Origin of the sequence: Teichococcus aerophilus (genome assembly GCF_014490485.1) — a bacterium.
GTDB lineage: Bacteria > Pseudomonadota > Alphaproteobacteria > Acetobacterales > Acetobacteraceae > Pseudoroseomonas > Pseudoroseomonas aerophila.
This window is the reverse complement of the sequence record NZ_JACTVA010000029.1, coordinates 42,069-66,132: the sequence shown is the minus strand read 5'-3', so window position 1 is coordinate 66,132 and position 24,064 is coordinate 42,069. Positions and strand designations below refer to the sequence as shown.

Below are 24,064 nucleotides of genomic sequence, written 5' to 3'. Positions count from 1 at the left end.
CCAACTTACCGGACCACCACCTCAGTGTCAACCAGTATTTTAGCTTTATTTAGCAGCGCCTCAGTCTTTACTTCCCGACCACTCAGTTGCCCTTGCGGTGGGGGGCGGTTTCTACCCAACCATCCCAACACCGTCAACACCTAAACTCAGGAAAAGATAGCCCCGAGGAAAATAAGGTGTTCGAGCGTGGGCTTGGCATTCGGAGCCGGCCTACTCGCCGTCGTCGTCGCCTATATATAGGCAGACCCAACCTTAAATTTGCTCGCAAGCTTTGCGCCATAGTGGCCAAGTTCGTATGGCAGATTACGATGCTCGCGGCCCAGACCCACCGCCCCGTCTGCCGCGCGCCCGTGACAACAGGGATAGCCTCTAGAGGCTGTTATGGACCTGCCGCTAGAAGCTTGATTTTGCAGGCGTTCCGCGCCGAGCCCTTATATATAAAGTCAAGCAATTTCAGCTGTTTATGGGTGGTCCATAACAGCCTCTAGCGAGCAGACGCTGAAAGGTTAGTGGCCCCGACAGGACGGAATATGGGGGACGCTGTAGCTGTATGTGATGGCCACCCGCTTGCGCATGCGATGGCAGGTGTCGCTGATGAGCATCTCAGCACAACCTGCTACCGGACCCATCGACCTGTCCTGGAGCAGCGCATCTCGAATTTTTAGGGCCCGCTGCCGAATTGTAGCCGCGCATAAGGTAATCCTCTACGTCGTCATCACCCAGGCCCTTCACCTGGTGGGTAGTCCAGGGGCCCTTTCGGCAGACGAATTAGCTATCTCGGCCTAGAGGCTGTTATGGACCTGCATACAAGCGCTTGATTGCACTGCATTTTCGATGTGGCGCGGCCAAAAAATTTTGAACGAAATCAGCTGTTTATGAGTGGTCCATAACAGCCTCTAGCTGAGCCCAGCGGCGAAGGCAGCAAGACCGCCTGCGAAACGCTCCGCAGCAGCCGCTCAGGGGCGCCCCACGCCCTCAGCCCGTCGCATACCCTAGCGGGAAAGCGCAGCGGCCTGGTCAACAAAGCCGGTCGCCGACGCCTGCATGATGGCCTTTAGCCACGCGCGGTCCCGCTGCTGGCTGGCGGCGTCCCGCGCCTGGGTGTCGTACCGCACGATGATGGCGGCGACGACTGGGCGGCCGGAGCCTTCATGGAGGCTGTTCAGCGCCTGGGAAACGCGGCTTCGGAGCCCATCCCCGGCTGGGCGGCCGCCCAGCCACGAAGCCACTGCGACCATCGCGGCGGACTTAGCGTCCTGACGCACGTTCCAGGTGACATCGCCGGTGGTGATATTGAAGGTCACAGCCTCGTCGTCGTCAGCAGCCATGCCGCGCCGTTCCGCCGAGACCTTGGACCAGGTCACTCGGGGCGAGAACACCAGGAGACGGGCGCTGAGCGTGGCATTGCCGCAGCGGAACTCCGCGCCTGGACCCGTGGCGACACATTCCGGTGGCAGAGCCAGCCGCGGCGCCACGGCCACAGCCGGTGGCACGCGATCGAGCACCGCAGCCAGCGCGGGCGCCGCCGCTGCAAGCCCGGAGCACAGCACGGCGGAGGCCAGCAGCGCTGTGGCGCCTTTGCCAGGGGCACGCGGCAGCATGGAGAGTTGGGGATCCGGCGCGGCGTCCTCCCGGAATGGCAGGCCGGCAAGCACCAAAAGCAGGATGACGACCGAGAAGAACACCCAGCCGTAAAGAAGATGGTCCGCCGCCGCCGCCTCCGCACTGCCGATCGTGTGGCCTAGCAGCACGATCCCCAGGGCGCGCACGCCGTTGGCGATCACGGGCACAACGATAGCCATCGCCATGACCGCCAGACGCCGGGACGGGCTGCGGAAGACGACCAGGGCGTAGACCGCACCGAAGGCCAGCGCGGCGATGATGAAGCGCAGCCCGGCGCAGGCTTCCGCCACCAGGAAGGTGCCGGCCGGGATCTCGATCACCAGGTCATCATGGTAATGCGGGATGGAGAGAACCTGCAGGCCGGTGACGATGAACCAGGCGGTGAAGCGCTGCAGAAGCGGCACGATGAACGCACCGAATGGGACCAAGAACACCAGGTACAGCAGCGGCCCGAGCATGGCGCGCACGAACTGCCAGCCGAACACGGCCAGCACCAGGCTCCAGATCATGCCAAGGACGGCAAGCTGACGCCCTTCCATGATGCCCAGGCGCTCCGCTACCAGCCATGCGCAGCCCGCAAGCAAGGCGCAGATGGCGGCCACGGGCGCGGGCGAAGGCTGCATGCCTTCCAGCCGATGCCGCCGGCCCCAGGCCAGCCACAGGGCCACCGGCAACACCAGCCAGCAATGATTATAGGCTGTCGAGCTTTCCCAGGTATCCAGCGCAGCGATGACCTCCGTGGTGAAGGCCACGAGGAGGACCGCCAATCCGGCCGCGAAAGCCGAGATCGCCATTGGCCAGGATACGCCCCGCAGAGCTGGCGACAGGATAGCGGGATGCGCGCTCATGCCACCGCGCCCAGTTCATGCACCTGCTGCGCCGGGGCCGGTGCGAGCATGCCATCCAGCCGGCGCAAGGTGGCGGACCAGTCATGGCCGGCCAGCATCGCCCGCCGGGCCGCGGCGCCCAGGCCGGAATGCTCGCCACGCAGCACCGCAGAAACCAGGTCGAAGGTCTGCGCGACGCCATCGCCTACCAGCAGGTCTCTGCCAGGCACGGCATGCACGCCCTCGAAGGCCGAGGACGAGGCGACCACCGGGCGCGCCAGGGCCATCGCCTCCAACACCTTGTTCTGGATGCCGCGGGCGATGCCCAGCGGCGCGACCGCGACCGATGCGTGCGCGATATAAGGCCGGATATCCGCCACGGCGCCGACGACATGCACCCCCGGGATGCTGGAGAGCGAGCGTACAGCAGGGGACGGGTTGGCGCCGACGATGAAGAACTCGGGGCTTGGATTGAACGCCGCGCGCAGCCTTGGCAGCACGTTACGGGCAAACCAGCAGACGGCCTCCACATTTGGCCGGTAGTTCATGGTACCGGTGAACACCAGCGGCGAGGCGACACCCTCATAAGGACTGGGATAGGAGCGCGCCGGGTCAAAGAACGCCATGTCGACGCCGTTCTCCACCCAGTCGAGATGGCTGGCGGTCTCGGGCGCCAGCTCCGCAAAGCGGGCGCTCTCATGCCCGGAGACGAAAAGGCAGCGGTCGAACGCCATGGCGGCGCGGCGTTCGAACTCCAACAGGGTCCGCGCCTCGCGCTGCCAGATGTGCCGCATGGGTGACTTGGTCTCCGCCGCATAGGCGCGCCACTTCTCGGAATCCACGTCCACCAGATCCAGCACGCGGGACTGGCGGGGGGAAAACCCGGGTTGGCCGATCAGATACGGCGCCATCGCGGCGGAATAGGCGAACACGGCGTCGTAGCGCCCCGACGCCAGACCCTGGCGGACCCAGGACGCCAGATCGGCGTTGTAGAACCAGCCGGGCGTCAGCGGTTTGCCGGGTCGATAGTGCAGCAGCGTCCGTGCCGCCGCCCGCCAGGATGATCCGGTCGGGTGGGCACGCACGACGTTGCAACATTCCTCCAGCACCGGCAGATGCTGCAGGTCCTGCGGATCATCCACGAGGCAGCCGAGGTCGACGTCCCAGCTCTGCGCCAGATGGCGCAGCATATGCCAGGCGCGGATCTTGTCCCCCTTCTCCGGCGGGTAGGGAATGCGGTGGCACAGGAACAGGAGGCGCTTCATGATGTCCTACCCCAATCCGCGCACGATGGGCGGGCCCAGGAGATTGGCGACCGGCAAGGGCAGGTGCCGCCAGGCAGCGATCAGCAGTTTGTATTTCGGGTTGGACGGGTTGTGTTCGGCCAGAACCGCCCCCTCCCCCAACCGGTAACAATAGTGCAGTGGCTGCGGCGTGAAGCCCCAGTTCTTCTTGAAGTCAAATGCGCCGGTGCCGGATTTGCTGCGCCCGAAATCATACAGGCGGCACCCACGCTCCGCCCCGGCGCGCCGCATGACTTCCCAATACATGAAGTCGTTGGCAGCGACTTGGCGGGCACGGGCCGTGCCACCGCCGTAATAGGGGATGACTTCGTCCCGGAAGTAGAAATTCAGCACCGATGCGACGGGAGCATCGCCGTCAAAGACAGTGACAACGTCGTGCTGCTCCGGGAAATACTTCGCCAGCATGCGGAAGTAATGGCGAGAGAAGACCGGTGTGCCAAGGTTCCGCACACTTTCCGCATAGACCTTGTGCAGCAGGTCGATGTTTCCGTCGCTTACTGAGCGCAAGCCGTTCTGGATGCCCTTCCGGACCATGGCCCGCTGCTTGCGGGGAATGGCCTTCATGTCGATCTCGGCGTCGCCGGAGAAGCTCTTCCTGAAGGTGTAGTGCAGGGGCGGCCGCACGGCCCAGCCGGGCCAAGGCGTGTGAAGCTGCCGGAACTCCAGGCTATCGGCGCCGATGCGGCGCAGCAGCTCCAGCGCATAATGCTCCAGCGCATCCGAGGCAGCCTGCGACATCGCGATCGGCCCACCATAGACGCAGAATGGCGTGGAGATGAGCGCGTCCCCGAACAGCTTCGTCCGCATCCGTGCCAGGGGCAGGATGCCAACGATCTCGCCTGCTTCCTCGGCATAGACATAGTAGGTCTGGTGCGAGAAGGATTCCGCGATGACGTGACGCCAGGCGGAAAAATGGAAGAAGGTCGCGTCCGGCATCGCGCGGACGAAGGCGTCCCAGCGCGCTTCGGACGCCTCTTCCAACTGATGGATCTTGAGCGTCATGCGAGATTCGTCCGCGCTTGAATGGCATCTGCGAAGACCTGGTCCATGCGGCCCCAGGTGAAGTCACGCAACAATTGCTCCACCCGGCTAGCCATTTGGGAGAGGCCGGTGTAATGGCGGAACCGGGAGAGCCTGCTGGCATTGCCGACCCGTGGCTGGGACGGGTCCACTTCCCATGGATGGAAGTAGAACACGCCAGCCCTTTGGTCCGCGGCATTGGCCCTTCTCAGGCCGGCCTTGAAGACCGGGTAAGGAACAAGCCGGAACCACCCGCCACCGGAGCAGGGGAGATTGCGCCCCAGCATCTGCACCGTCGTCATCGGCAGTTCCACGACGCCATTGGCGCTGGGTCGATAGGGCTGCCGAGGCGCATCCGGTGAGCCATACAGGTCGTGGCTGATGGGAAAGACCGATGAGCTGTACAGGTAGCCTTCATCGGCGAGGACTTGATGCGCCCAGGGTGTGTTCCTGGCGCTGATGGAAAAGGTGGGGGCACGGTAGCCCACGACCCCGGCCCCCCCGGCATCCTCCAGGACCGCCTTGGCACGGCGGATATCCTGTCGGAATCTTTCCTCGCCGATCTGGTCCACACGCTCGTGACCGAAGCCATGGCTTGCAAGCTCATGACCATCAGCCACGATGCGCTGGATGAGTTGCGGATGCCGCTCCGCCACCCAGCCCAGTGTGAAGAAGGTCGCGCGCACGCCGGCTTGTGAGAAGATGTTGAGGACACGAACCGTGTTGTCGACGACACGTGATTCCAGATTATCCCAGTCACCCCGGGCGATGACCCCGGCGAAAGCCTGAACCTGGAACCAGTCCTCGACATCGACGCTCATGGCATTGCGCAGGGTCATCGACGCAGCCTCTCGCCGCCGGCGAAGAGGTCGGACATGCGGGAGAAGACGCGCTCACGCCGTGCCACCAGCCGCTCGAGCGCTTCGACGCGCAGGGAGAGCTTGTCCAGCGCGTCGTCGTCGTCATGGAAATCGTCGCGATCGGCATCGTGCGGGCCGCCCAGATCCTCTTCCAGCTCCAGGGCAGTCGATTCCACCATGGAGGCGGTCAGGGTCTCCGAGCCCTCCAGCGCTCCACCCAGCAGCACGCGTGCGCAGAGACGGTTGATCCGCCGCGGAATGCCGCCGCTGTAGCGGTGCACCATGTCCAGGGCCGCCGGTTCCCAATCTGGCCTGCCGTCCCAGCCCACCGCCCGCAGGCGATGCTCGACATAGGCGTGGGTTTCCTCGCGGGACAGGCCGGAGAGGTGGTAGGACGCCAACACGCGTTGCCGAAGCTGAGAGAGATCCGGGCTGGCCATGATCCGCCGCAGCTGCGGCTGGCCGAGCAGGATGGTCTGCAACGGCGCCTCGCCGGACCCGGTGACGTTGGACAGCATGCGCAGTTCTTCCAGCGCCTGCAGCGGCAAACCCTGCGCCTCGTCGACGATCAGCAGGTGGCGCCGGCCGCCCTGCCGCAGTACGGAGGCGATGCCCAGCAACAGCCCCGCCTTGCTGCCCTCAGTCGGCACGCCGAAGGCGTCTGCCACCAGGCGCAGCACGTCCTCCCCCGACACCTGGGTGGTGGCAATCCTGGCCACGGCGAAGCCGCCGCTATCGAGCTCGCCACAGAGCCTCTCGATCAGGGTGGTCTTCCCCGCACCGACCTCGCCGGTGACGACAACGAAGCCTTCCCGCTGCGCCAGCCCGTACATCAAATGGGCATAAGCCCGGCGATGGACGGTGCTGGGAAAGAAGAGACGGGCATCCGGCGTCATTTGGAATGGCGGTTCACGGAAGCCGTAGTGATCCAGCTGCATATCCAATTTCCTTAGAAAGTCTGCCGCAGGCCGGCGATGATGGTGTTCTGCAACGCCCGGCCACTCTCGACATCGTCCGCACGGCTGTTCGTGATGAATTGCAGGGTGCCCACCAGCCCGGGTGCAAGCTGCGTGACCAGGGTCGCGCCGACGGTGAAGACATTGCCGCTACCGCGCGCCGGCGTTTCGAACGTGCCGTATTGCAAGTAGCCGATGGCGGTGGTCGCCGGCGTCAGGCCGTGGGACCAGGTCAGGCTGCCCGAGGTGCCGCTCTGCCGGGAAGCCACGGTGCCGATATCGGTCGAGACCGGCTTGCGCTCCTCGCGCAACAAGGTCAGCGTCAGGATATCCCGACCCCAATCCTGGCTGACGGATGCCGAGGCGCTGCGTACCCGCATCAGGCTGCTCTGCACGCCGAGGAACGAGTTGGCGAATGGCAGCACGGACGGTGCGCCAGTCGCGGTATCGACAGGGTTGCCAAGCTCATCCAGGGTCGTGGTGTTCAGCAGGTCGGCCGAACGCTGCGCCGCCGTCGTCAACCGCTCCGAATAATTGGCGTAGAGGCGGGTGCGGCCGCCCAGCGAGAGCGCGGCATCGACACGTGCTGAGTCGAAGCCATCATGTCGGCCGTAGCGCGCGGTGATGGAACTCTCCGGCGAGAAGGTCAGCTTCGAGCCGACAGACCAGACCGGCTCCGAGATCTCGAACGGCGGCACGCCTGAATAGCGCTGCTGCTCATAACCAACCTCGCCCAGCACGGAGACGAATCGCGTGACCGCGTAGCGGGCTTCGACCGCCGCGATGCGCCGGTACGCATTCTCCAGCACGCCGGTTCCGTCATAGTCGGTGGAGATGGCGCGGCCTTCCAGGGCCAGGCGGCCAAGGTCCTCGCCGGAACGCGCAACCGCATAGAACTCGTTAGCGGTGAAGTCCTGGTCCGAGAAGTATCGCTGGCCCGTGGGCGTGAAGGCGGCCGAGCCATTATCGCTCAGGTTCTGCGTGACCGACTGGAAGGCATAGCCCACCTGCAGCGTCATCAGCCCGCCAAAGCGGTGCACCAGGTAAGGCGAGACCTGAAACGACGTGGTCTGGACCTGATTTCCGCGGCTGTTCGAGCTATCCCCGGCCGCGGCGTAACCGCCATTGGCCGCCTGGACCCCGCCACTGCCGCGCAGATCCAGGAAGAACGTGCTCGGGACAACAGTGACAAGCATCTGGCCATTGAACTGGTGGTCGATGCCGCTCTGGCCGCTATCCGACGCATAGAGCCGCAGATCAGGTTCGTAATTCACCACACCCTGAAAGCGGGCGGTATCGACCGTCACCAGGACGCCGGGCGTCAGAGTGGTGATGAACTCCGCTTCGCGGTTGGAGCGGCTCTGATACAGGTTATCTGTCCCGAGAAACTGCAGGCCAAGGCTGGGCGTGATCGACCAACCGCCGACAGACGGATCCTCCTGCGGAACGGCCACGGCGTTGTACGGAAAGCCGATATCGCCGAGGCGAACCGGGCCCGCCGCCGGCCAAGGCGCTACGTAGCCCCCCTCCTGCGTCCCGGTCCCGGTCCCCGTCCCTGTCGCGCCGCTCGGCGCGATCGAGGGGACGGTCGTGCCGGGGAGCGGCGGCACCTGCGCCAAGGCGGGTGCCGCTCCGATCATCGCCAGCGCGGAGATCAGGGCAGCGGCCCTGTGCGGACACGCCTCAGCCACCTTTATGTGCCCCGTAGTCGCCATAGGCGCCGAAGCTATCGCTGGCGGTCAGGCACACCCGGTTCAGCAGAAGGCTGAGATTGGGGCAGGCTTCCATCATATCCAGCGCCGCTTCTACCTCGTTCCGCTGCGTCCGCTCGGCGTCCACCACCACGACAACCTGCCCTGCGATGGAGGACAGCGCATGGGCGTCGCTGGTCGACAGACTGGGCGGGGTGTCGATGATGAGAACGTGGTCCGGCAATGCGCGCGCCAGCCGTGCCAAAGCCTCCGACACCTGCGAACCCGGCGGCACCACACTCTCGCCGGACACCGGCTTCCCATACGGCAGCAGCAGCAAGTTCCGGACCTCACAGGTCAGCAAGGGGGGTGCCATCCGCTCCTGCGCGGCCAGGCTGCGCAGACCGTTGACTTCGCCATTGGCCAGCAGGTCGCTCACCGAGCCACGCTTGCCATCGACATCGACCAGGATGACCTTCCGCGTACTATTCGCCGCCATGCTGGCCGCGAGGTTGGTCGCCACGAAGGTCTTCCCCTCGCCCGGCCGTGCGCTGGTGACGACGACCATCCGGTTCCGCCCGGCGCCGACATCCTCCATGCCCCGAAGAATCTGCTGCTGGACAACAGTGATCTCTTCGACTGACCGGCTGCGCTGCTGGCCTTCGGGGGCGTCAATCAGGCCGGCTGCCCGCAGGGCAGCCAGGGAGACGTCAGGCTTTGCCGGGGCGGCAGGCGCGGCCGGCGCGGGCGGCGGCTCCGGTGCCCTCGGCGCCACGCGGGGGCCCAGGGCCTCGCTGCCGCCGAGCGCTTCGATCGCACGCTCGACCAGATGGGTGCGGTCTCGGACGGGAACATTCATGCGAGCAACCTCACGATCAAGCCCGGCATCCCAGCCAGGACAGCACCGAAGACGGCGAAGAGTGCCACGACGCCCGCCGCGAAGCTAAAGTTTGCTGCCGTCCGCCTTGGCAGCGTCATGGCAGAGATGCCGCCCAGCACCGGCAGCCCAAGCTTCCGCAGGTCGTGCACACTATAGAAGGCCTGGTCGAGTTGCATGAAGCCGAGCGCGGCGACCAGACCGGCACCGATGCCGGCAATCAGCACGGCTGTGAACAGCAACTGGCGGTTGGGGGAAATCGGTACGCTCGGCAGGCTCGGCGGATCGATGATCTCCAGCCGGACACGGTCGGAACTGGTCCTGGCGGCGCCGGCGATCTGGATCGATTCGCGGCGGGCCAGCAGTTCCTCATAGTTCCGCCGGAGCACGTTATAGTCGCGATCAAGGTTAAGGAACTGCGCCTGCAATTCAGGCTCGCCGCGCGCGATGGTATCGAGGCGATCGACCTCGACCCGCCCATCCTGTTCCTGCCGCTGCAAGGAAGCGATCTGGGCATCGACATCAACCAGACGGACCTTCAACGCTTCGTAGAGCGGGTTGGTCCGTGGTGCCGATGATGTCGTGCCACCACCGGACGTAACAGTGCGCGCTCCGCCTCCCCCGCCGCCACCTTGGCTCCGTAGCGCCGCGATAGTGTTGCGGGCGGAGACGACATCCGGGTGCTGGTCGGTGTAACGCAGCCGCAACTCGCGCAGCTCACGCTCAGCTTCCGCCAGCCGGCCGCCACCCCCGCCGCCACTGCGGACTTCCGGCGTGGCAACCCGGGCCGGAATAGCATCCAGCTGCTGTTGCGTCAGGTCCCGGCGCATCCGGGCGTCCTGCAACTCGCCCTGGACCTGCTGCAACCGGGCGCGTGCCGCTTCCAGGCGGGAAGAACCACCCAGCGCATCGGACGGCAGCAAGTCGATATAGCGTGCCTGGAACTCGGCCCGCCGGCGCTCGGCCTGGCGGAGCTGCACCTCGTAGGAGGACAGCTGCTGCGCCACGAAGGCCCTGGCACTTTCCATCTGCTGCCGGTCGGTCGTCGTCGCGGCCTCGATGAACAAGGTCAGCGCCGTCTGCACCACTTCGCGTGCCACGCGCGGGTCGCGGTCACGATAGTCGATGGTGAACAGGTTGCGGGTCTGCGGCGTGATGCGAATGTCACGCGCCAGGCGCTGCACCAGCGCATCGCGCTCCGCAACCGTGCTGACCCGGTTGTCCAGATCCGTGCGGACGATGACCTTCTCCAGATTCGGCTTGCTCAGCAGCGTCCTTTGCAGAACCTCCACCTGGCCGGCCGGCGAACTGTCGATGGCGATGCCACGCAGCAGCAGCCCGAGCACTGCATCCGCATCCGCATAGATGCGCGCGCTGGATTCGAACTGATTTGGAATGGCATAGACACCCGCCCAGCCTGCGAGGCACACGCCCCAACCGACCACCAGGGCTTTCCAACGCTGCCGCCAACCGGCGGCGGCGTAGCGATGAGCCAGTGCAAGCGCGCTCATGATTAGAACCAGCCCTGCGGGATGACCAAGGTGTCACCTGGCCGCATCGGGAAGTCCTGCGACATGTCGCCATCCCGCAGAAGGTCCGCCAGCCTTACCGGGATGACCCGCGCCGGTTGGTCGTCCCGTTCGCGGCGGATGATCTCCGCCCGGTTGCCGGCCGCATAGCGAGTCAGGCCGCGGGCGCTGATCATGACGTCCAGCACCGTCTGACCTTCGCGATACGGCATGCCCATCGGCTGCGCCGCTTCGCCGATCACGCGGATCTGGCGATTGGGCGGGCCCTGGAAAGACCTGACCATGACAGTGACGTTGGGATCCCTGACATACTCCTTGAGGCGCTGTTCGATCTGCCGTGCCAGCTGCGTCGGGGTGCTGCCCGCAGCTTCGATATCCGGCACCAGAGGCAGAGACAGACGCCCGTCAGGCCGGATCGGCAGTTCCGCGGCGCTGAGCTCGGGCGAGCGGTAAACGAACACACTCAATGTATCTCCCGCGCCCAGAACGTATTCTGAGGCTTCGGCCGCGGCCTGGGTTGGCGGTGGGGGAAGGCTCGGGGCTCCGGCACAGCCGGCCAGCCCCGCAGCGCACAGCAGTCCCAACGATACTTCGATGAAACGATAGCGCATCGGCATGGTCCTGATTTGCTTATTTAATCGGTTGGACGGGGGTGCGTGGCCGCTCGGGCAGCCCACCTTGTTGGCGTGCTCCAACGTTATCAGAAGAACCCCCACCTGCAATCTGCAATTTACACCTCACCCAAAAATATCTGTCAGGAAAATGTCGAATTTTTTGACCATCATATTGATGAATTCGCAATCGAGCCGGCATCTGAAGAAAAAACTCACGCTTTGATTTCTATATTTTTCACTCAATGTAAATTCCTTGTATTATCGATCCTCTTCCAAAGTCATACAGATAGATGCTAACGATTCCACACCGAAGCAGCTGGCTATCCCAACGAGGTCCCCCCCGATGACGAGCATGTTTGGCCACAACATCCGCTCAGATCTGGTCCTCCTATACTTATCCGAAACTCTGGCTGTCTTTCTCGCTGTCTATTTACTGATGGCTTCTGGAATGCCGCCCGAATATCCGGTGGACCATGTCCGTGCGGCCATGATGGCCGGTATCCTGGCGCTGTGTTCCGGCGTCGTCTGCAGCGCCAGCGGGCTTTACCGGCCGGAGCTGCTGTCGCGCTCCCGCCGTGTGTGGAGCGGTGCGGCCCTGGCCGCCACACTCCTTCTTCTTGTCACCTGGATGAGCCTGATCATCACGACGCCGGCGAATCTTCGCGCCGCGGCGCCGGGCATCCTGATCGAGATCCTGCTCGGCAGCGTCGGCGCCGTCATCCTGACGCGGTTTGCCTTTGTCCTTCTGCTGCGTGGCGGCTTTCTGAAGCGCCGCATCCTGGTCGTGCCCTCCAGCACGCTGGTGGATGAGCGGGACATGGGGCCGAGCGACGTCTTCGAAGTGGCCAAGCTCCCGCCTGGGGAAGATGCGCTGGCCATCCTGAGCCAGCCGGATAAGCTGCGCGCTCAGCGCGTCTGGGCGGTTGTCGCCTCCCACGCCGCGCTCGACGAGGCAACCCGTCGGCGGTGCCGTGAGGCCGGGATCCAGGTCCTGGATGAATCCGAATATCACGAGTGCCGCCTCAACCGGATCATTTGCGAGAATCTCGCGCCTGACTGGCTGAAGTCAGCGCATGGTCTGTATGACGGCTGGCTCCAGCGGGCCCTGCGCCGCGGGTTCGACATTGCCGTCAGCCTCTTCCTGCTGCTGCTCACATTGCCGGTCATGGCGACAGCCGCGATCATCATCCGGCTGGACAGCCCGGGCCCGATTCTCTACCGGCAGCAGCGTGTCGGGCAGAACGGCAGCGTGTTCACGCTGATCAAGTTCCGCAGCATGGTCGTGGATGCGGAAGCCGGCGGCGTAGCCCGCTGGGCCACCCTGAAGGACACGCGGGTCACGCGGTTCGGCCGCTTCATCCGCCTGACGCGTATCGACGAGCTGCCGCAGATCTTCAATGTGCTGAAAGGCGACATGTCGATCGTCGGTCCGCGCCCGGAGCGTCCCTCCTTCGTCGAGGAACTGGGCCAGGTGATCCCGCACTACCATGACCGCGCCTGTGTAAAGCCTGGCATCACCGGCTGGGCGCAGGTCAATTATCCTTACGGCGCGTCCATTGAGGATGCGCGGATGAAGCTGGCCTATGACCTTTACTATGTCCGGCACCGCAGCCTGTTCCTGGATCTGCTGATCCTGGTGGCGACGGTTCGCGTCGTCCTGTTGCAGGAAGGCGCCCGGTGAACCCAGAGATCTCCTCCATACTCTATGCCGGCTGCGCCGTGGCCTGTCTGGCCTGGGGCGTGCTGGTGTTGGGTACGGGGCGCGGGCGGCGGGCCTGGCCGCCGGCGGCGGCCTGCATCGTCACGGCCTTATGGGCCGCGTCGGTCGCATTGTCGCCGCAGGCGCCCCTGGCCGGCGTTGCCGGCGCGCTGGAGGTGATCCGCACCGCGACCTGGATGTGGGTGCTGCTGCTGCTGGGCCACCGCATCGGCGGCCGCCAGGCCCTGCCACTTCTGCGCTATTCCACTGCGGCCGCCTGCGCCCTCACGATCCTGGCGCTGGTGACGCTGGTCCCCGCCATCGCTTCCGCATTGACTTGGGTTCCCATCGGGTCCCCCGTCGTTCTGGTGCGTCTGGCGCTGGTTCTGATGGTCGTCGTCCTGGCCGAGAATCTTTACAGGAATGCCGGTGACGCAACGCGGTGGCATGTGGTGCTGCCCTGCATCACCCTCGGCGGTCTCGCTGCCTTCGATGTGCTGCTTTACGCCCACGCGGCGCTGTCGCGGGAAATCTCACCGACGCTGGCCGATGCCAGGGCCATCCTGACAGCCTTGGTGGCTCCCCTGCTCGCCATCGGCGCGGTGCGGGACCGCCGGTGGCACCGCGATCCGCCCGTCTCGCGCCAAGTGGTGTTCCATGGCGCCACCCTGCTCATCGCTGGCAGTTTCCTGCTGGCGGTCGGTGCGGTGGGCGAGGCCATCCGGCACCTGGGTACCGACTGGACCCGGGCCGCCGAGGTCGGGCTGTGGGCTGGCAGCGCCATGGCTTTCGCTGTCGCCCTGACCGCCCGTTCGGTCCGTTCGCGCCTGCGGCGGAGTATCGTCGACCATTTCTTCGCCGCTCGCTTCGACTATCGGCAGGAATGGCTGCGCTGCGTCGCGACCCTGTCGGAGCCGGAGGTTCCCGCCCCCCTGCGCGCCATCCGCGCCATCGCCGATCCAGCCGATAGCCCGGCGGGCGTCTTGCTGCTCCGCGAGGCGGGCGAGGACGGGCTGAGCTGGGCCGGTTCCTGGAATTGCCCGGTGGAGGCGCTGTCCATCGCCGGCGGGCATCCGCTGTTGGACCGCTTGCGCGACGGCAACTGGGTCCATGTCTTCAGTGCCGGCGATATGCCCGACCTTCAGGCCGCCTTCGGCCGGCTGTGGCTCGCCGTCCCGCTGGCGCATCACCGGGATGGCGTCCTGGGCGTCGTGCTGCTGGCGCGGCCGCGTGCCAATCTGCCGCTGGATATCGAAGTGTTCGACCTGTTGAGGAGCCTGGGCCGGGAGGTTTCCATGTTCCTCTCGGAACGCCGCAGCGCCGAAAGGCTCAGCGAGCATCAGCATCTCCAGGATCACGCCCAGAGATTTGCCTTCGTTGCCCATGACGTGAAGACCGTCGCCAGCCAGCTGACCATGCTGTTGGCCAACGCAGAACATAACATCCAAGATCCGGAGTTCCAGCGCGATATGCTTCTCACCGTTCGCGCCTCAGCTGCGCGGATCAACACCCTGATCGCTCGCCTGCGCCAGCCCGAGGCAAGCGCCAGTGGGGAGACCAGCGGGATCGATCCGATCGCGCATCTTCGCGCCCTGACCTCCCGGCACAGCCACCCGATGGCGTTGGAGGATGACGGGCAGCCACCTCCCCGCGTTCTGATGCAGGCCGAGGCCTTCGATGCCGCCATCGGGCATCTGCTGAACAACGCCGCCGAGGCCTCGCCGGCCGAAGAGCGGGTCGAGATCCGCGCCCGGCACTGGCAGCACCGCCTGACCATCGACATTGTCGACCATGGCCCCGGCATGACGCCGGAATTCATCCGTGACGCGCTGTTCCGGCCGCTGGAGACCCGCAAGCCGAATGGCAGCGGTGTCGGCGCCTGGCAGGCGCGGGAGCTGCTGCGCCGGGCCGGCGGCGACATCACCGTTCTCAGCCGCCCCGGCCACGGCACCACCATGCGGCTTACCCTGCCCATCTGCGAGACGCCGGCGACGCCCCAGCTCCGGCAGGAGGCTTTGCTGTCATGAGTCGTCCCAAGCTTCTGGTCGTCGAAGATGATGCCGCGCTCGCGGCACAGTATCGCTGGGCCTTCCCGAATTGCCGCGTGCTGCTGGCGGCCGACCGCCGCCAGGCTGAGCAGATCGCGCGCGCCGAACAGCCGACGGCAGCGCTGCTCGACCTCGGCCTGCCGCCGGACGAGGAAGGTGTGAGCGAAGGCTTCGCCACGCTAGCGACGCTCAGCCGCCTGTGCCCTGGGATGCCGATCATTATCGCCAGCGGCCAGGGCCAGCGGGAACATACGCTGCGGGCCATTGGGCTCGGCGCCTATGATTTCTGTGAGAAGCCGGTCGACCTGGATGTGCTGCGCACCATCGTGGACCGCGCCCTGCGGCTGCGGGCGCTGGAGGAGGAGAATCTTCGCCTCGCCGCCCTGCCCCGGCCCAGCCCCATCCGCGACATCGTCACCGCCGATGAGTCGATGCTGCGGATCTGCCACACGATCGAGCGTCTGAGCCAGGTCTCCGTCCCGGTGCTGTTGTTGGGCGAGAGCGGCACCGGCAAGGAGGCGTTGGCGCGTGCCCTGCACGATATGGGTCCGCGCAGCCGCAAGCCCTTCGTTGCCATCAACTGTGCCGCCATTCCGGAACCGTTGCTGGAAAGCGAGTTGTTCGGGCATGAGCGCGGTGCCTTCACCGGCGCGGTGAAGCAGGTGACCGGCCGCATCGAGGCGGCAAATGGCGGTACGCTGTTCCTGGATGAGGTCGGCGATCTGCCGCCCGCCCTGCAGGCCAAGCTGCTGCGCTTCCTGCAAGACCAGGTGATCGAGCGTGTCGGCGGCCGGACCTCCATCCGCGTCGACGTCCGCATCGTCTCCGCCACCAATCAACCATTGGAAGAACAGACGGAGAGCGGCCGTTTCCGTGCGGACCTGCTGTACCGCCTGAATTCGCTGACCATCCGCATTCCGCCGCTACGGGAACGGGGTGAGGATTCGCTGTTGCTGGCACGCTGGTTCCTGGCCCGCTACGCCAAGGAATTCGGCCGCCGGCTGCGCGGGCTGGATGCCTCGGCGGTCGAGGCCGTCACCACCTACCGGTGGCCCGGCAATGTGCGGGAGCTCGGCAATCGCGTTCGCCGCGCGGCGCTGATGACCGAAGGCCACACCATCTCGGCTTCGGATCTTGAGCTGAGCGCCTCGCCTTCGGCATCCGACACCGATCTCGACCTGCGTGCCGCCCGGTTGCGGGCGGAGCGCGCGACCATTGAGCGGGCCTTGGCCCGCAGCAATGGCAGCCTCGCCGCCGCGGCCCGCCTGCTGGGTGTGAGCCGGCCGACGATCTACGGGTTGCTGGAGACCCACCGGCTCTCCCCCAGCCAGACTACCCCCCCCGACACCGCCGCGAGGGACACAGCTCCCTCGGATGGCGACACCCCGTAGCAGCAGGATGCACGTCATGCGTCGCTCCCCTTTTTCCGCCATGCCGCGCTCGCTCCGGGCCCTGCCGGTGGTGCTGGCCTTCACCCTGGGTGCCGCGCCGGTCATGGCGGGGCCGCAGGAGCGCGCACAGGCTGCTCAGGCGCGCGGGGATCTGCGCGCCGCCCAGCTGGAATGGCGCAACGCGGTGCGGGAGCAGCCGGATTCGGCGGCCACCCGCGCCGCGCTGGCCGCCACCAGCCTGGACCTGGGCGACACCGAGCTGGCCGAGCGGGAAGCGCGCGCGGCGCTGGAGCGGGGCTACGACAAGGGCATCGGCACCGCGATGCTGCTGCGGGCCTACCTTATCTCCGGCCGTTTCGAGGAACTGTTGAGGGACTTCCCGGCGCAGGACAGCCCGGCGCTCGTCGGCGGCCAGATCGCCGCCGCGCGGGCGCAGGCGCAGTTGGCGCTTGGCCAGGTGGAGGCCGCCACGCAATCCGCCGCTCAGGCGAGGCAACTGACGCCGAATGCCACCGAGGCCGGCCTGGCCACCGCCGCCGTGACCCTGGCGGCAGGGGACCGTGCCGCATCCGAAGCCGCGCTGGACGCCATCCTGGCGCGTGAGCCGGACAATGCCGAGGCGCTGGTGCGCAAGGGCAGCCTGCAGTTCGAGCGGCGCGAGCCCGCGGCGGCGGCCGCTACCTTCACCCGTGTGCTGGATCGGACACCCGGCAACATCTCGGCCCGCCTGCGCCGTGGCGAAGCCTTCATGCAGATGAACGAGGACGCGAAGGCGCGCGCCGATGTGGAGGTCGCGCTCGCGGCCCTGCCCGGCAGCGGCCCGGGCATCTATCTCCTCAGCCTGTTGCAGGCGCGGGCGCGGGACTGGGGGGGCGCGGATGCCAACCTGCAGAAGCTCGGCGCCGTGCTGGGCAATTTCCCCGATGGCTACCTGGTGCTGGCCACCACGAAGCGCGGCCTGGGCCAGGTCGCGCAGGCCGAGGACGCCGCGCGCCGCCATGTGGCCCGCCGGCCGGAAGACCCGCGTGGGGTCAAGCTGCTGGCCAGCCTGTCCATGGATGGCGGACGACCGGAGGACGCCGCGGCGGCGCTCTCAGCCCTGGCCGTGCGGGGCAAGGCGGATGCCGAATCCTACGACATGCTGGGCCGCATCCAATCGAGCCTGAACCGGCCGCGCGAAGCCGCCGAGGCCTTCCAGTCCGCCGCCGCATTGGCCCCCAACGACTCCGCCATTCTCAGCCGCCTGGCCGCATCCCGCCTGGCCATGGGCGATGCGGAGGGTACGACAGACGCCGCCAACCGCGCCGTGCAGGCGGGCGCGCAGGCGCCGGCCGCGCGGCAGATGCTCGCCTATGCCGCGCTGTTCCGGGGCGACCTGCAGACCGCGGCGGCCGAGATGGCCAAACTGCCGCCGGATGTCCGGCGCAGCGAGAATGGCCAGGTGCTGGAGGGCACGCTGCAGTTGATGCAGATGGACCTGCCGGCCGCCCGGACCGCTTTCGAAGCGGCGCTGAAAATCAATCCGCAGTCCAACCCGGCCCGCATCGGCATGGCGCGCGCCGCTAACCTGCAGGGTATGCCGGCGGAAGCCGAGCGACTGTTGGGCGAGATCCTGCGGCAGGAGCCCGGCCACGTCGAGGCGACGGCGCAGCTTTCCGCCGCCGCCATGCCCGGCGCGCCACGGGCGCAGGAAGCCCGCGCGGTGCTGGAAGCGGTGCAAAGCGCCGCGCCGGCGGAACCGGTGCTGGCCCTGGCGCTGGCCAACGTGTTGCTGCGCGGCGGGGACGCCCCCCGCGCCGTGGCCGTCCTGGCAGCGGACCCGATCCGCAGCCGCGCCATCCCCGCCGTCACGCTGGCGCGCGCCGAAGCCCGCGCCGCCGCTGGCCAGTGGACCGAGGCCGAGGAGGATAGCCGGGAGGCCCTGGCAGCAGCACCTGAGTCCACCGCAGCGCACCGGCAGCTCGCCGGCCTGATGGTCCGCGCCGGTAATGCCCGTGGCGCCGAAGCGCTGATCCAGCAGGGCCTGCGCAACAAGCCGGACGACGCCGCCCTGCAGCAGACCCTGGCCGGGCTGGTGCTGCAATCCCAGGGCCTGGAAGCGGCCATGGCGGCGGCCGAGCGCCTGGCGCAGCAGCCTGCCGCCCGCCCCGCCTCGCTGACCCTGCCTGGCGACCTGCTGGTGACGGCACGACGGCCTGAGGACGCCGCGCGCGCCTACGCCGCAGCCGCCAAGACCGACGCCTCTTCCGCCCTCGCGGTCCGGGAGGCCGCCGCCTGGCGTGCCGCCGGCAAGCCGGCCGATGCCGTGCGCGTGCTGAAGGCCTGGCTGGCGCAGTCGCCGGAGGATGCCGATGCGATGCTGCTGCTGGCGCAGTTCGACATCGAAGCCAACCGCCTGCCGGAAGCCGAGCAGCTGTTGCGCGGTGTGGTGACGCGCCGCCCGCAGGATGCCGTGGCCCTGAACAACCTGGCCTGGACCATCGGCCAGCGCGGCGGGGCGGAAGCGCAGCCCCTGGCGGAACGCGCCTTCTTCCTCTCGCCCAACCCGGATACGGCGGACACGCTGGGCTGGATCCTGGCGCGCAACGGCAAGGCGGGGCAGGCGGTACCGTTGCTGCGGCGCTCCGCCGCCGCCCGTACCAGCGATCCGGCGGCGGCCTTCCGGCTGGCCTACGCGCTGCAGGCCACCGGTGCCAAGGATGAAGCCCTGGCGCTGCTGACACCGGCCCTGGCGGGCACCAACGCCTTCCCGGAACGGGCCGAGGCGAGCCGCCTGCTGGCCGAGCTGCGCGGCCAGCGCTGAGATGCGTGACGCCGTCTTCCTCCTGGCGATGCTGGGGCTGATTCCGCTCGCCATGCTGCGCCCGTTCGCGGGGATCCTGCTCTGGAGCTGGATCTCCTTCATGAACCCGCACCGGCTGATCTGGGGTGCGTCGGCGGAGCTGCCCTGGGCGATGGCGGTGTTCATCGCCACGCTGATCGGCTGCCTGCTGGCGGCGGAGCCGCGCCGGTTGCCGGTCAACCCGGTCACGCTGCTGCTGATGGCGCTGATGCTGTGCTTCACCGCCACCTCCGCCGCCGCGCTGGGCGAGCCCACCGCCGTTTGGGCCAAGTGGGAGCATGTGACGAAGGTGCTGGTCGGGCTGCTGCTGACGGCGGCGCTGCTGACCGAGCGCAAGCGGATCCATGCCCTCATCTGGGTCATGGTCATCTCACTCGGCTATTACGGTGTGCGCGGCGGCATCTTCTCCATCATCACAGGCGGCAACTACCGCGTGTGGGGTCCGGAGCAGACGATGATCACGGACAACAACCACCTCGCCGCCGCGATGCTGGTGACGCTGCCGCTGATGCACTACCTGCGGCTGCACTCAGCCCACCGCGTCGTGCGCGTGGTGCTGGTCATCGCCATGGGGCTGACGCTCCTGGCCACGGTCGGCAGCTACTCGCGTGGCGCGTTGCTGGGCCTGCTGGCGGTGACGGGGGTGATGTGGTTCCGCAGCAAGCGGAAGGTGATCTCCGCCATTGTCCTCTCCATCGGGCTCGTCGGCGCGGTTGCCTTCATGCCGGAGAGCTGGACTGAGCGCATGAACACCATCGGCAGCTACCAGGAAGACGGCTCGGCCACCGAGCGCCTGGTGCTGTGGGGTATCTCGTTCAAGCTGGCGCAGAGCAGGCCGCTGGTGGGCTCCGGCTTCACTGGCCCCTATACGCGCTCCGTCGTGGATACCGTGGCGCCGGATGGGCCGGCGCGCGCCGTGCACAGCATCTGGTTCGAGCTGCTGGGCGAGCACGGCTTCCCGACCTTCGCATTGTGGGTCGGGCTGACCGTGGCGGGACTGATCACCTCCATCCGCCTCGCCCGCATCACGCGGGACAAGCCAGAGCTGGCCTGGGCGCATGATCTGGGCCGGATGGCGCAGGTATCGATCGTCGCCTATCTGGTCAGCGGCACCTTCCTGTCCCTCTCCTACTGGGACTTCTACTGGACACTCCTGGTCGCCGTCGCGGCGACATACACGCTGGCGCACCGGGCCACGGTGCGGGCGCGGGTTCCCGCCGGCAAGCTGGCGCCGGGTTGGCGCGACCATGCCCTGGCGAAGGGTGCGCGCGCATGACCGGCCTGCCGCCCAACCTTCCTGTTTCCATCGGGGACATGACGCATGGACAGCCTCTACTTCGTGGCGATGCTGGCCGGGATCACCTGGCTGGCGTGGTGGAGCTCGGTCTCCGCCGTGGGGGAGAAATGGTCGCCCTTCGAGATGCTGCAGGACGCGGCCGATGACACCGGTGATAGCAGCACGGCGACGGGCGATCGGTACCAGCGCGGCAGCGTACGAAGCTGGCGCGACAAGGCCGATCCGGTTGCTGACGTTCAGCACCCTGTACCCAAACGCCACGCAGCCGCATCATGGCGTGTTCGTGGAAAACCGCCTGCGGCATCTCGTCGCCAGCAGTGAGGCCAGCAGCACTGTGCTCGCGCCGGTGCCATGGTTTCCCTGGACGTCGCCCCACTTCGGCAGATGGGCCCGCTATGCCGGCATCCCCGGGCAGGAAAGCCGCCACGGGCTGACGGTCCATCACCCGCGCTTCCTGGCGCTGCCGCGGCTTGGCATGCTGACGGGTCCCACCAGCCTGTATCAGGCAGCCAGGGTCGCCCTGCGCCGGCTGCTGGCGCAAGGCCTGCGCTTCGATGCGATCGATGCCCACTACCTGTACCCGGATGGCGTGGCGGCGGTGCGGCTGGGCCAGGAATTCGGCCTTCCCGTGGTGCTGACCGCGCGCGGCTCCGACACCAGCCAGTTGCCGCGCTACCGGCTGCCCCGGCGCGCCATCGGCTGGGCGATCGGGCAGGCGGATGCGTTGATCGCGGTCAGCGAAGGCCTGAAGGAAGGCCTGGTTGCCCTGGGCGCACCGCCCGAGAAGGTCACGGTCCTGCGCAACGGCGTCGATCTCGAAGCCTTCCGCCCGCCGGCTTGCAGGGACTCCTCGCGCACCGCCCTTGGCCTCGGGTCCCAGCCGGTCCTGCTCTCGGTGGGCCATCTGATCGAACGAAAGGGCCACCATCTGGTGATCCGCGCGCTGCCGCAGTTGCCCGACCATCACTTGCTGATCGTCGGCGAGGGGCCGGAGCGGGAGGCCCTGCAAGCCGAGGCCCGGAAGCTGGGCGTAGCCGGCCGCGTGCGCTTCGAAGGCCCGCAGCCCCATAGCCGCTTGCCGCACTATTACGGCGCCGCCGATGCGCTGGTGCTGGCCTCCAGCCGCGAGGGCTGGGCCAATGTGCTGCTGGAAGCCATGGCCTGCGGCACGCCCGTCGTCGCCAGCCCCGCCTGGGGCAGCCGGGAGGCGGTTCGCGCACCGGAGGCCGGGTTGGTGCTGGACCAGGCATCACCGGACGCGATCGCCGCCGGAATCCGCACGTTGCTCAGCAATCCACCAGATCGGGCCGCCACGCGGCGCTACGCCGAAGGCTTCGGCTGGGACGAGACCACCGCAGGCCAATTGGCCGTGTTCCGACAGGTGTTGGCATGAACGGGCCGCAATGGGTGCCAGGCCGTCGTGAGGCCATGCTCGGCCTCGCGGGTCTCCTCGCCGCCCCCGGCTGCGCCCATGCGCAGTCCGCACGTGCCACCGCCCTGCCCTGCCCCTCGCGTGCCGGCGACATTGTCGGGCTGATGCTGGAAGGGCGTGGCGGACAGGCCGGCAGCGTCGTCGCGTTTGGGCAAGCCTTCAAGGCGGGCGACCTGCCGGCGGGGCAGGCCCTGCAGGCGCGGCGGGAGAACGGCCAGCCCCTGCCCGTCCAGATTGATATCCTGAACCGCCATCCGGACGGTTCGGCACGACTGGCCATCGTCACGCTGGCGGCGCCCGCGCTGAACAACGGGCAGGCGGCCGGGGTCGTGTTGTTTGCCGGCACCGGGCCGGCTGGCGTGCTGGATGAAGCGGTCTGGGGTCGCCACCAGGCCTCGCTGGAAGTCACCGGCCCCTCCGGCGAAAGCTGGACGATGGAGTTGCTGCCGGCCGGGCTGCGCGGGCAGCGCTTCCAGTCCGGCCTGCTGGCGCTGCAAGGCCGGGTTGAGGCCATGGTGCCATCCCGTGCCGCAGGCGGCGTCAGTTCGCTGCGGGTGGTGGCCGATGTCACGGTGCAGGCCGGTGGCGCCGTGCAGATCGATGCATGGTTCCGCAACGACATCGCCATGCGCGGCGGTGGCGGCGCGGCCCGCTACCGCGCCCGGCTGGTGCTGAACGGGAAGGAGCTGGGGCGCCTCGATATCGCACGGCAGCCGCAATATACCGGCTGGGGCCGGCAGGCGGTGGTCGCGCCGCTCGGCCAGCCGCCCTTCATCCGCCACGACGTCAGCTACCTGGCCGACGCCGGCGCCGTGGCGCGCTACGACCTGACCACGGGGGTCGATGATAGCATCCTGGCGCAGATGGCGCGCGCCACGGCCGCGCCCGACTGGGCAACGCCGTTCAGCCCCCGAGGCATCACGCAGGATATGAGCCAGACCGGCGGCCGGTCCGATATCGGCCCCGCCACCCAGCCGCAGGTCGTCTGGCTGATGACGGGTGACAGCCGGGCGGCGGCCTTCGCCATCGGCCAGGCGGAAGCGGCCGGCAGCATTCCCTGGCATCTCTGGGACCCTACCGGCGGCAACGGCCAGGGTGGCTGGCTGGATGCACGCCGCTGGCCCCGGCTCTGGACCGATTCACGTGGCGGGCCGCCCCCCGGCGGCCTGTCACAACAGATCCCTGGCGACGGCGGCTGGACGCTGGACAGCGCCCACCAGCCGGATCTCAGCTTCGTGCCATTCCTGCTGACGGGGCGCCGGGCTTTCCTGGATGGCCTGCAGGCGCAGGCAGCCTGGTGCGTCGTCTCGCAGTGGCCGGAGACGCGCGGCCACCCGGCCAATTCCGGCCCGGCCGAAGGGCTGAACGTCGTGCGCTCCAACCAGGTCCGTGGCGCCGCCTGGTCTCTGCGGCAGTTGGACAATGCCAGCTGGGCCAGCCCGGACGGCGACCCAAACCTGCCCTATCTGCGCACCTGTGCCAGCAGCAACTGGGCCTGGGTGCGCGCGCAACTGCCAGCCTGGAGCAACGAGCAGGGCGAATTGCGCGGCTGCATTCCCGGTGTCTACGGCGTGGCGGATGTGCTGCCGCCCTGGCAGCAGGACTACTTCGCCTCCACCGCCGCCGCCGCCGCGCGGCGCGGGCAGGACGATGCGAAGGTGGTTCTGGCCTGGATGAGCAATTTCCTCGCGGGCCGCTTCCTCTCCGCCGCCAAGGGGTTCGACCCGCGGGATGGCGTGGCATACCTGATCGCCGGCAGCTCCAAGGGCGATGTGGCGCGGCCGCTGCGGAGCTGGGCGGAAACCGGCCAGGCCATGCGGGCCCGGGACCTGTCCAACGGCCCGCAATGGCGCAAGACGGAAGGCGACTACGCCCAGCTCGCCCTGCAAACCCTGGCGGCGCTGGTGGACGTCATCGGCTCGCCGGAAGCGCGCGCGGCCCATAGCTGGCTGGCCGGTGCCGGCGCACCCTTCACGCGGCAGCAGGATTTCCGCCGCGATCCCCTGTTCAACATCGTACCGCGCGGCGCCGGCCGCTGCGGCCGGTCATGACAA

Annotated in this window: 17 protein-coding genes; 8 read left to right on the top strand and 9 right to left on the bottom strand. The window is 67.6% G+C overall.

The features are described from left to right. Nucleotides 1–992 precede the first annotated feature (992 nt). From xrtA to IBL26_RS15715, 9 genes are all read right to left on the bottom strand, one after another. Nucleotides 993–2,471, bottom strand: coding sequence for an exosortase A (xrtA, locus tag IBL26_RS15755; RefSeq protein ID WP_187785459.1), 1,479 nt, complete (start codon nucleotides 2,469–2,471; stop codon nucleotides 993–995). After that, nucleotides 2,468–3,715 carry a TIGR03087 family PEP-CTERM/XrtA system glycosyltransferase gene (locus tag IBL26_RS15750; protein WP_187785458.1) on the bottom strand — a complete coding sequence of 416 codons (1,248 nt, stop codon included), beginning with the start codon at nucleotides 3,713–3,715 and terminating at the stop codon, nucleotides 2,468–2,470. The genes xrtA and IBL26_RS15750 overlap by 4 nt, the downstream gene beginning before the upstream one ends. A 6-nt stretch (nucleotides 3,716–3,721) precedes the next feature. Next, nucleotides 3,722–4,756, bottom strand: coding sequence for a FemAB family XrtA/PEP-CTERM system-associated protein (locus tag IBL26_RS15745; RefSeq protein WP_187785457.1), 1,035 nt, complete (start codon nucleotides 4,754–4,756; stop codon nucleotides 3,722–3,724). Continuing rightward, entirely contained in the window at nucleotides 4,753–5,613 is an 861-nt protein-coding gene (locus tag IBL26_RS15740) for an XrtA system polysaccharide deacetylase (RefSeq protein WP_187785456.1), read from the bottom strand. The genes IBL26_RS15745 and IBL26_RS15740 overlap by 4 nt, the downstream gene beginning before the upstream one ends. Next, nucleotides 5,610–6,572, bottom strand: a complete 963-nt coding sequence (locus IBL26_RS15735) for an AAA family ATPase (RefSeq protein WP_187785455.1) — start codon at nucleotides 6,570–6,572, stop codon at nucleotides 5,610–5,612. Before IBL26_RS15735 ends, IBL26_RS15740 begins: the two co-directional genes overlap by 4 nt. Nucleotides 6,573–6,583: 11 nt before the next feature. Beyond that, complete coding sequence (locus tag IBL26_RS15730) at nucleotides 6,584–8,200, bottom strand: TIGR03016 family PEP-CTERM system-associated outer membrane protein (protein WP_367615444.1); 1,617 nt, start codon at nucleotides 8,198–8,200, stop codon at nucleotides 6,584–6,586. Nucleotides 8,201–8,273: 73 nt separating this feature from the next. Continuing rightward, nucleotides 8,274–9,140, bottom strand: coding sequence for a P-loop NTPase (locus tag IBL26_RS15725; RefSeq protein ID WP_187785453.1), 867 nt, complete (start codon nucleotides 9,138–9,140; stop codon nucleotides 8,274–8,276). After that, nucleotides 9,137–10,669, bottom strand: coding sequence for an XrtA system polysaccharide chain length determinant (locus tag IBL26_RS15720; protein WP_187785452.1), 1,533 nt, complete (start codon nucleotides 10,667–10,669; stop codon nucleotides 9,137–9,139). Before IBL26_RS15720 ends, IBL26_RS15725 begins: the two co-directional genes overlap by 4 nt. A 2-nt stretch (nucleotides 10,670–10,671) precedes the next feature. After that, nucleotides 10,672–11,304: an XrtA/PEP-CTERM system exopolysaccharide export protein gene (locus IBL26_RS15715; protein ID WP_241749435.1), complete on the bottom strand. Its 633-nt coding sequence runs from the start codon at nucleotides 11,302–11,304 to the stop codon at nucleotides 10,672–10,674. A gap of 349 nt (nucleotides 11,305–11,653) precedes the next feature. Here IBL26_RS15715 and IBL26_RS15710 point away from each other — a divergent pair, with 349 nt between their 5' ends. Genes IBL26_RS15710 through IBL26_RS15680 form a run of 8 tightly spaced genes read left to right on the top strand, consistent with a single transcriptional unit; the run spans nucleotide 11,654 to nucleotide 24,061 of the window. Next, nucleotides 11,654–12,982, top strand: a complete 1,329-nt coding sequence (locus tag IBL26_RS15710; protein ID WP_187785451.1) for an exopolysaccharide biosynthesis polyprenyl glycosylphosphotransferase — start codon at nucleotides 11,654–11,656, stop codon at nucleotides 12,980–12,982. Next, entirely contained in the window at nucleotides 12,979–15,027 is a 2,049-nt protein-coding gene (gene prsK, locus IBL26_RS15705) for an XrtA/PEP-CTERM system histidine kinase PrsK (protein WP_187785450.1), read from the top strand. The genes IBL26_RS15710 and prsK overlap by 4 nt, the downstream gene beginning before the upstream one ends. Next, nucleotides 15,024–16,439, top strand: coding sequence for a PEP-CTERM-box response regulator transcription factor (gene prsR / locus IBL26_RS15700; RefSeq protein WP_187785449.1), 1,416 nt, complete (start codon nucleotides 15,024–15,026; stop codon nucleotides 16,437–16,439). Before prsK ends, prsR begins: the two co-directional genes overlap by 4 nt. A 16-nt stretch (nucleotides 16,440–16,455) precedes the next feature. Continuing rightward, nucleotides 16,456–19,242 (top strand): XrtA/PEP-CTERM system TPR-repeat protein PrsT, encoded by a 2,787-nt coding sequence (gene prsT / locus IBL26_RS15695; RefSeq protein WP_187785448.1) that lies wholly within the window; start codon nucleotides 16,456–16,458, stop codon nucleotides 19,240–19,242. Nucleotide 19,243: 1 nt separating this feature from the next. Further along, complete coding sequence (locus IBL26_RS15690) at nucleotides 19,244–20,557, top strand: putative O-glycosylation ligase, exosortase A system-associated (protein WP_187785447.1); 1,314 nt, start codon at nucleotides 19,244–19,246, stop codon at nucleotides 20,555–20,557. 45 nt (nucleotides 20,558–20,602) lie between these two features. After that, nucleotides 20,603–20,899, top strand: coding sequence for a hypothetical protein (locus IBL26_RS25735; RefSeq protein WP_241749443.1), 297 nt, complete (start codon nucleotides 20,603–20,605; stop codon nucleotides 20,897–20,899). Further along, a complete protein-coding gene (locus IBL26_RS15685; protein ID WP_367615443.1) occupies nucleotides 20,856–21,971 on the top strand; it encodes a glycosyltransferase family 4 protein in 1,116 nt (371 codons plus the stop codon). Before IBL26_RS25735 ends, IBL26_RS15685 begins: the two co-directional genes overlap by 44 nt. 35 nt (nucleotides 21,972–22,006) lie before the next feature. Continuing rightward, nucleotides 22,007–24,061 carry a hypothetical protein gene (locus IBL26_RS15680; RefSeq protein WP_187785445.1) on the top strand — a complete coding sequence of 685 codons (2,055 nt, stop codon included), beginning with the start codon at nucleotides 22,007–22,009 and terminating at the stop codon, nucleotides 24,059–24,061. Nucleotides 24,062–24,064: the final 3 nt, after the last annotated feature.

Bases quoted from the DNA above. Each gene is read 5' to 3' on its own strand.
- IBL26_RS15720 (WP_187785452.1), bottom strand. From the start codon at position 10,669: ATGAGCGCGCTTGCACTGGCTCATCGCTACGCCGCCGCCGGTTGGCGG.
- IBL26_RS25735 (WP_241749443.1), top strand. From the start codon at position 20,603: ATGGACAGCCTCTACTTCGTGGCGATGCTGGCCGGGATCACCTGGCTG.
- IBL26_RS15745 (WP_187785457.1), bottom strand. From the start codon at position 4,756: ATGACGCTCAAGATCCATCAGTTGGAAGAGGCGTCCGAAGCGCGCTGG.
- IBL26_RS15710 (WP_187785451.1), top strand. From the start codon at position 11,654: ATGTTTGGCCACAACATCCGCTCAGATCTGGTCCTCCTATACTTATCC.
- IBL26_RS15715 (WP_241749435.1), bottom strand. From the start codon at position 11,304: ATGCCGATGCGCTATCGTTTCATCGAAGTATCGTTGGGACTGCTGTGC.
- IBL26_RS15725 (WP_187785453.1), bottom strand. From the start codon at position 9,140: ATGAATGTTCCCGTCCGAGACCGCACCCATCTGGTCGAGCGTGCGATC.
- IBL26_RS15690 (WP_187785447.1), top strand. From the start codon at position 19,244: ATGCGTGACGCCGTCTTCCTCCTGGCGATGCTGGGGCTGATTCCGCTC.
- prsT (WP_187785448.1), top strand. From the start codon at position 16,456: ATGCGTCGCTCCCCTTTTTCCGCCATGCCGCGCTCGCTCCGGGCCCTG.
- xrtA (WP_187785459.1), bottom strand. From the start codon at position 2,471: ATGAGCGCGCATCCCGCTATCCTGTCGCCAGCTCTGCGGGGCGTATCC.
- IBL26_RS15735 (WP_187785455.1), bottom strand. From the start codon at position 6,572: ATGCAGCTGGATCACTACGGCTTCCGTGAACCGCCATTCCAAATGACG.
- IBL26_RS15740 (WP_187785456.1), bottom strand. From the start codon at position 5,613: ATGACCCTGCGCAATGCCATGAGCGTCGATGTCGAGGACTGGTTCCAG.
- IBL26_RS15680 (WP_187785445.1), top strand. From the start codon at position 22,007: ATGCTCGGCCTCGCGGGTCTCCTCGCCGCCCCCGGCTGCGCCCATGCG.
- prsR (WP_187785449.1), top strand. From the start codon at position 15,024: ATGAGTCGTCCCAAGCTTCTGGTCGTCGAAGATGATGCCGCGCTCGCG.
- IBL26_RS15750 (WP_187785458.1), bottom strand. From the start codon at position 3,715: ATGAAGCGCCTCCTGTTCCTGTGCCACCGCATTCCCTACCCGCCGGAG.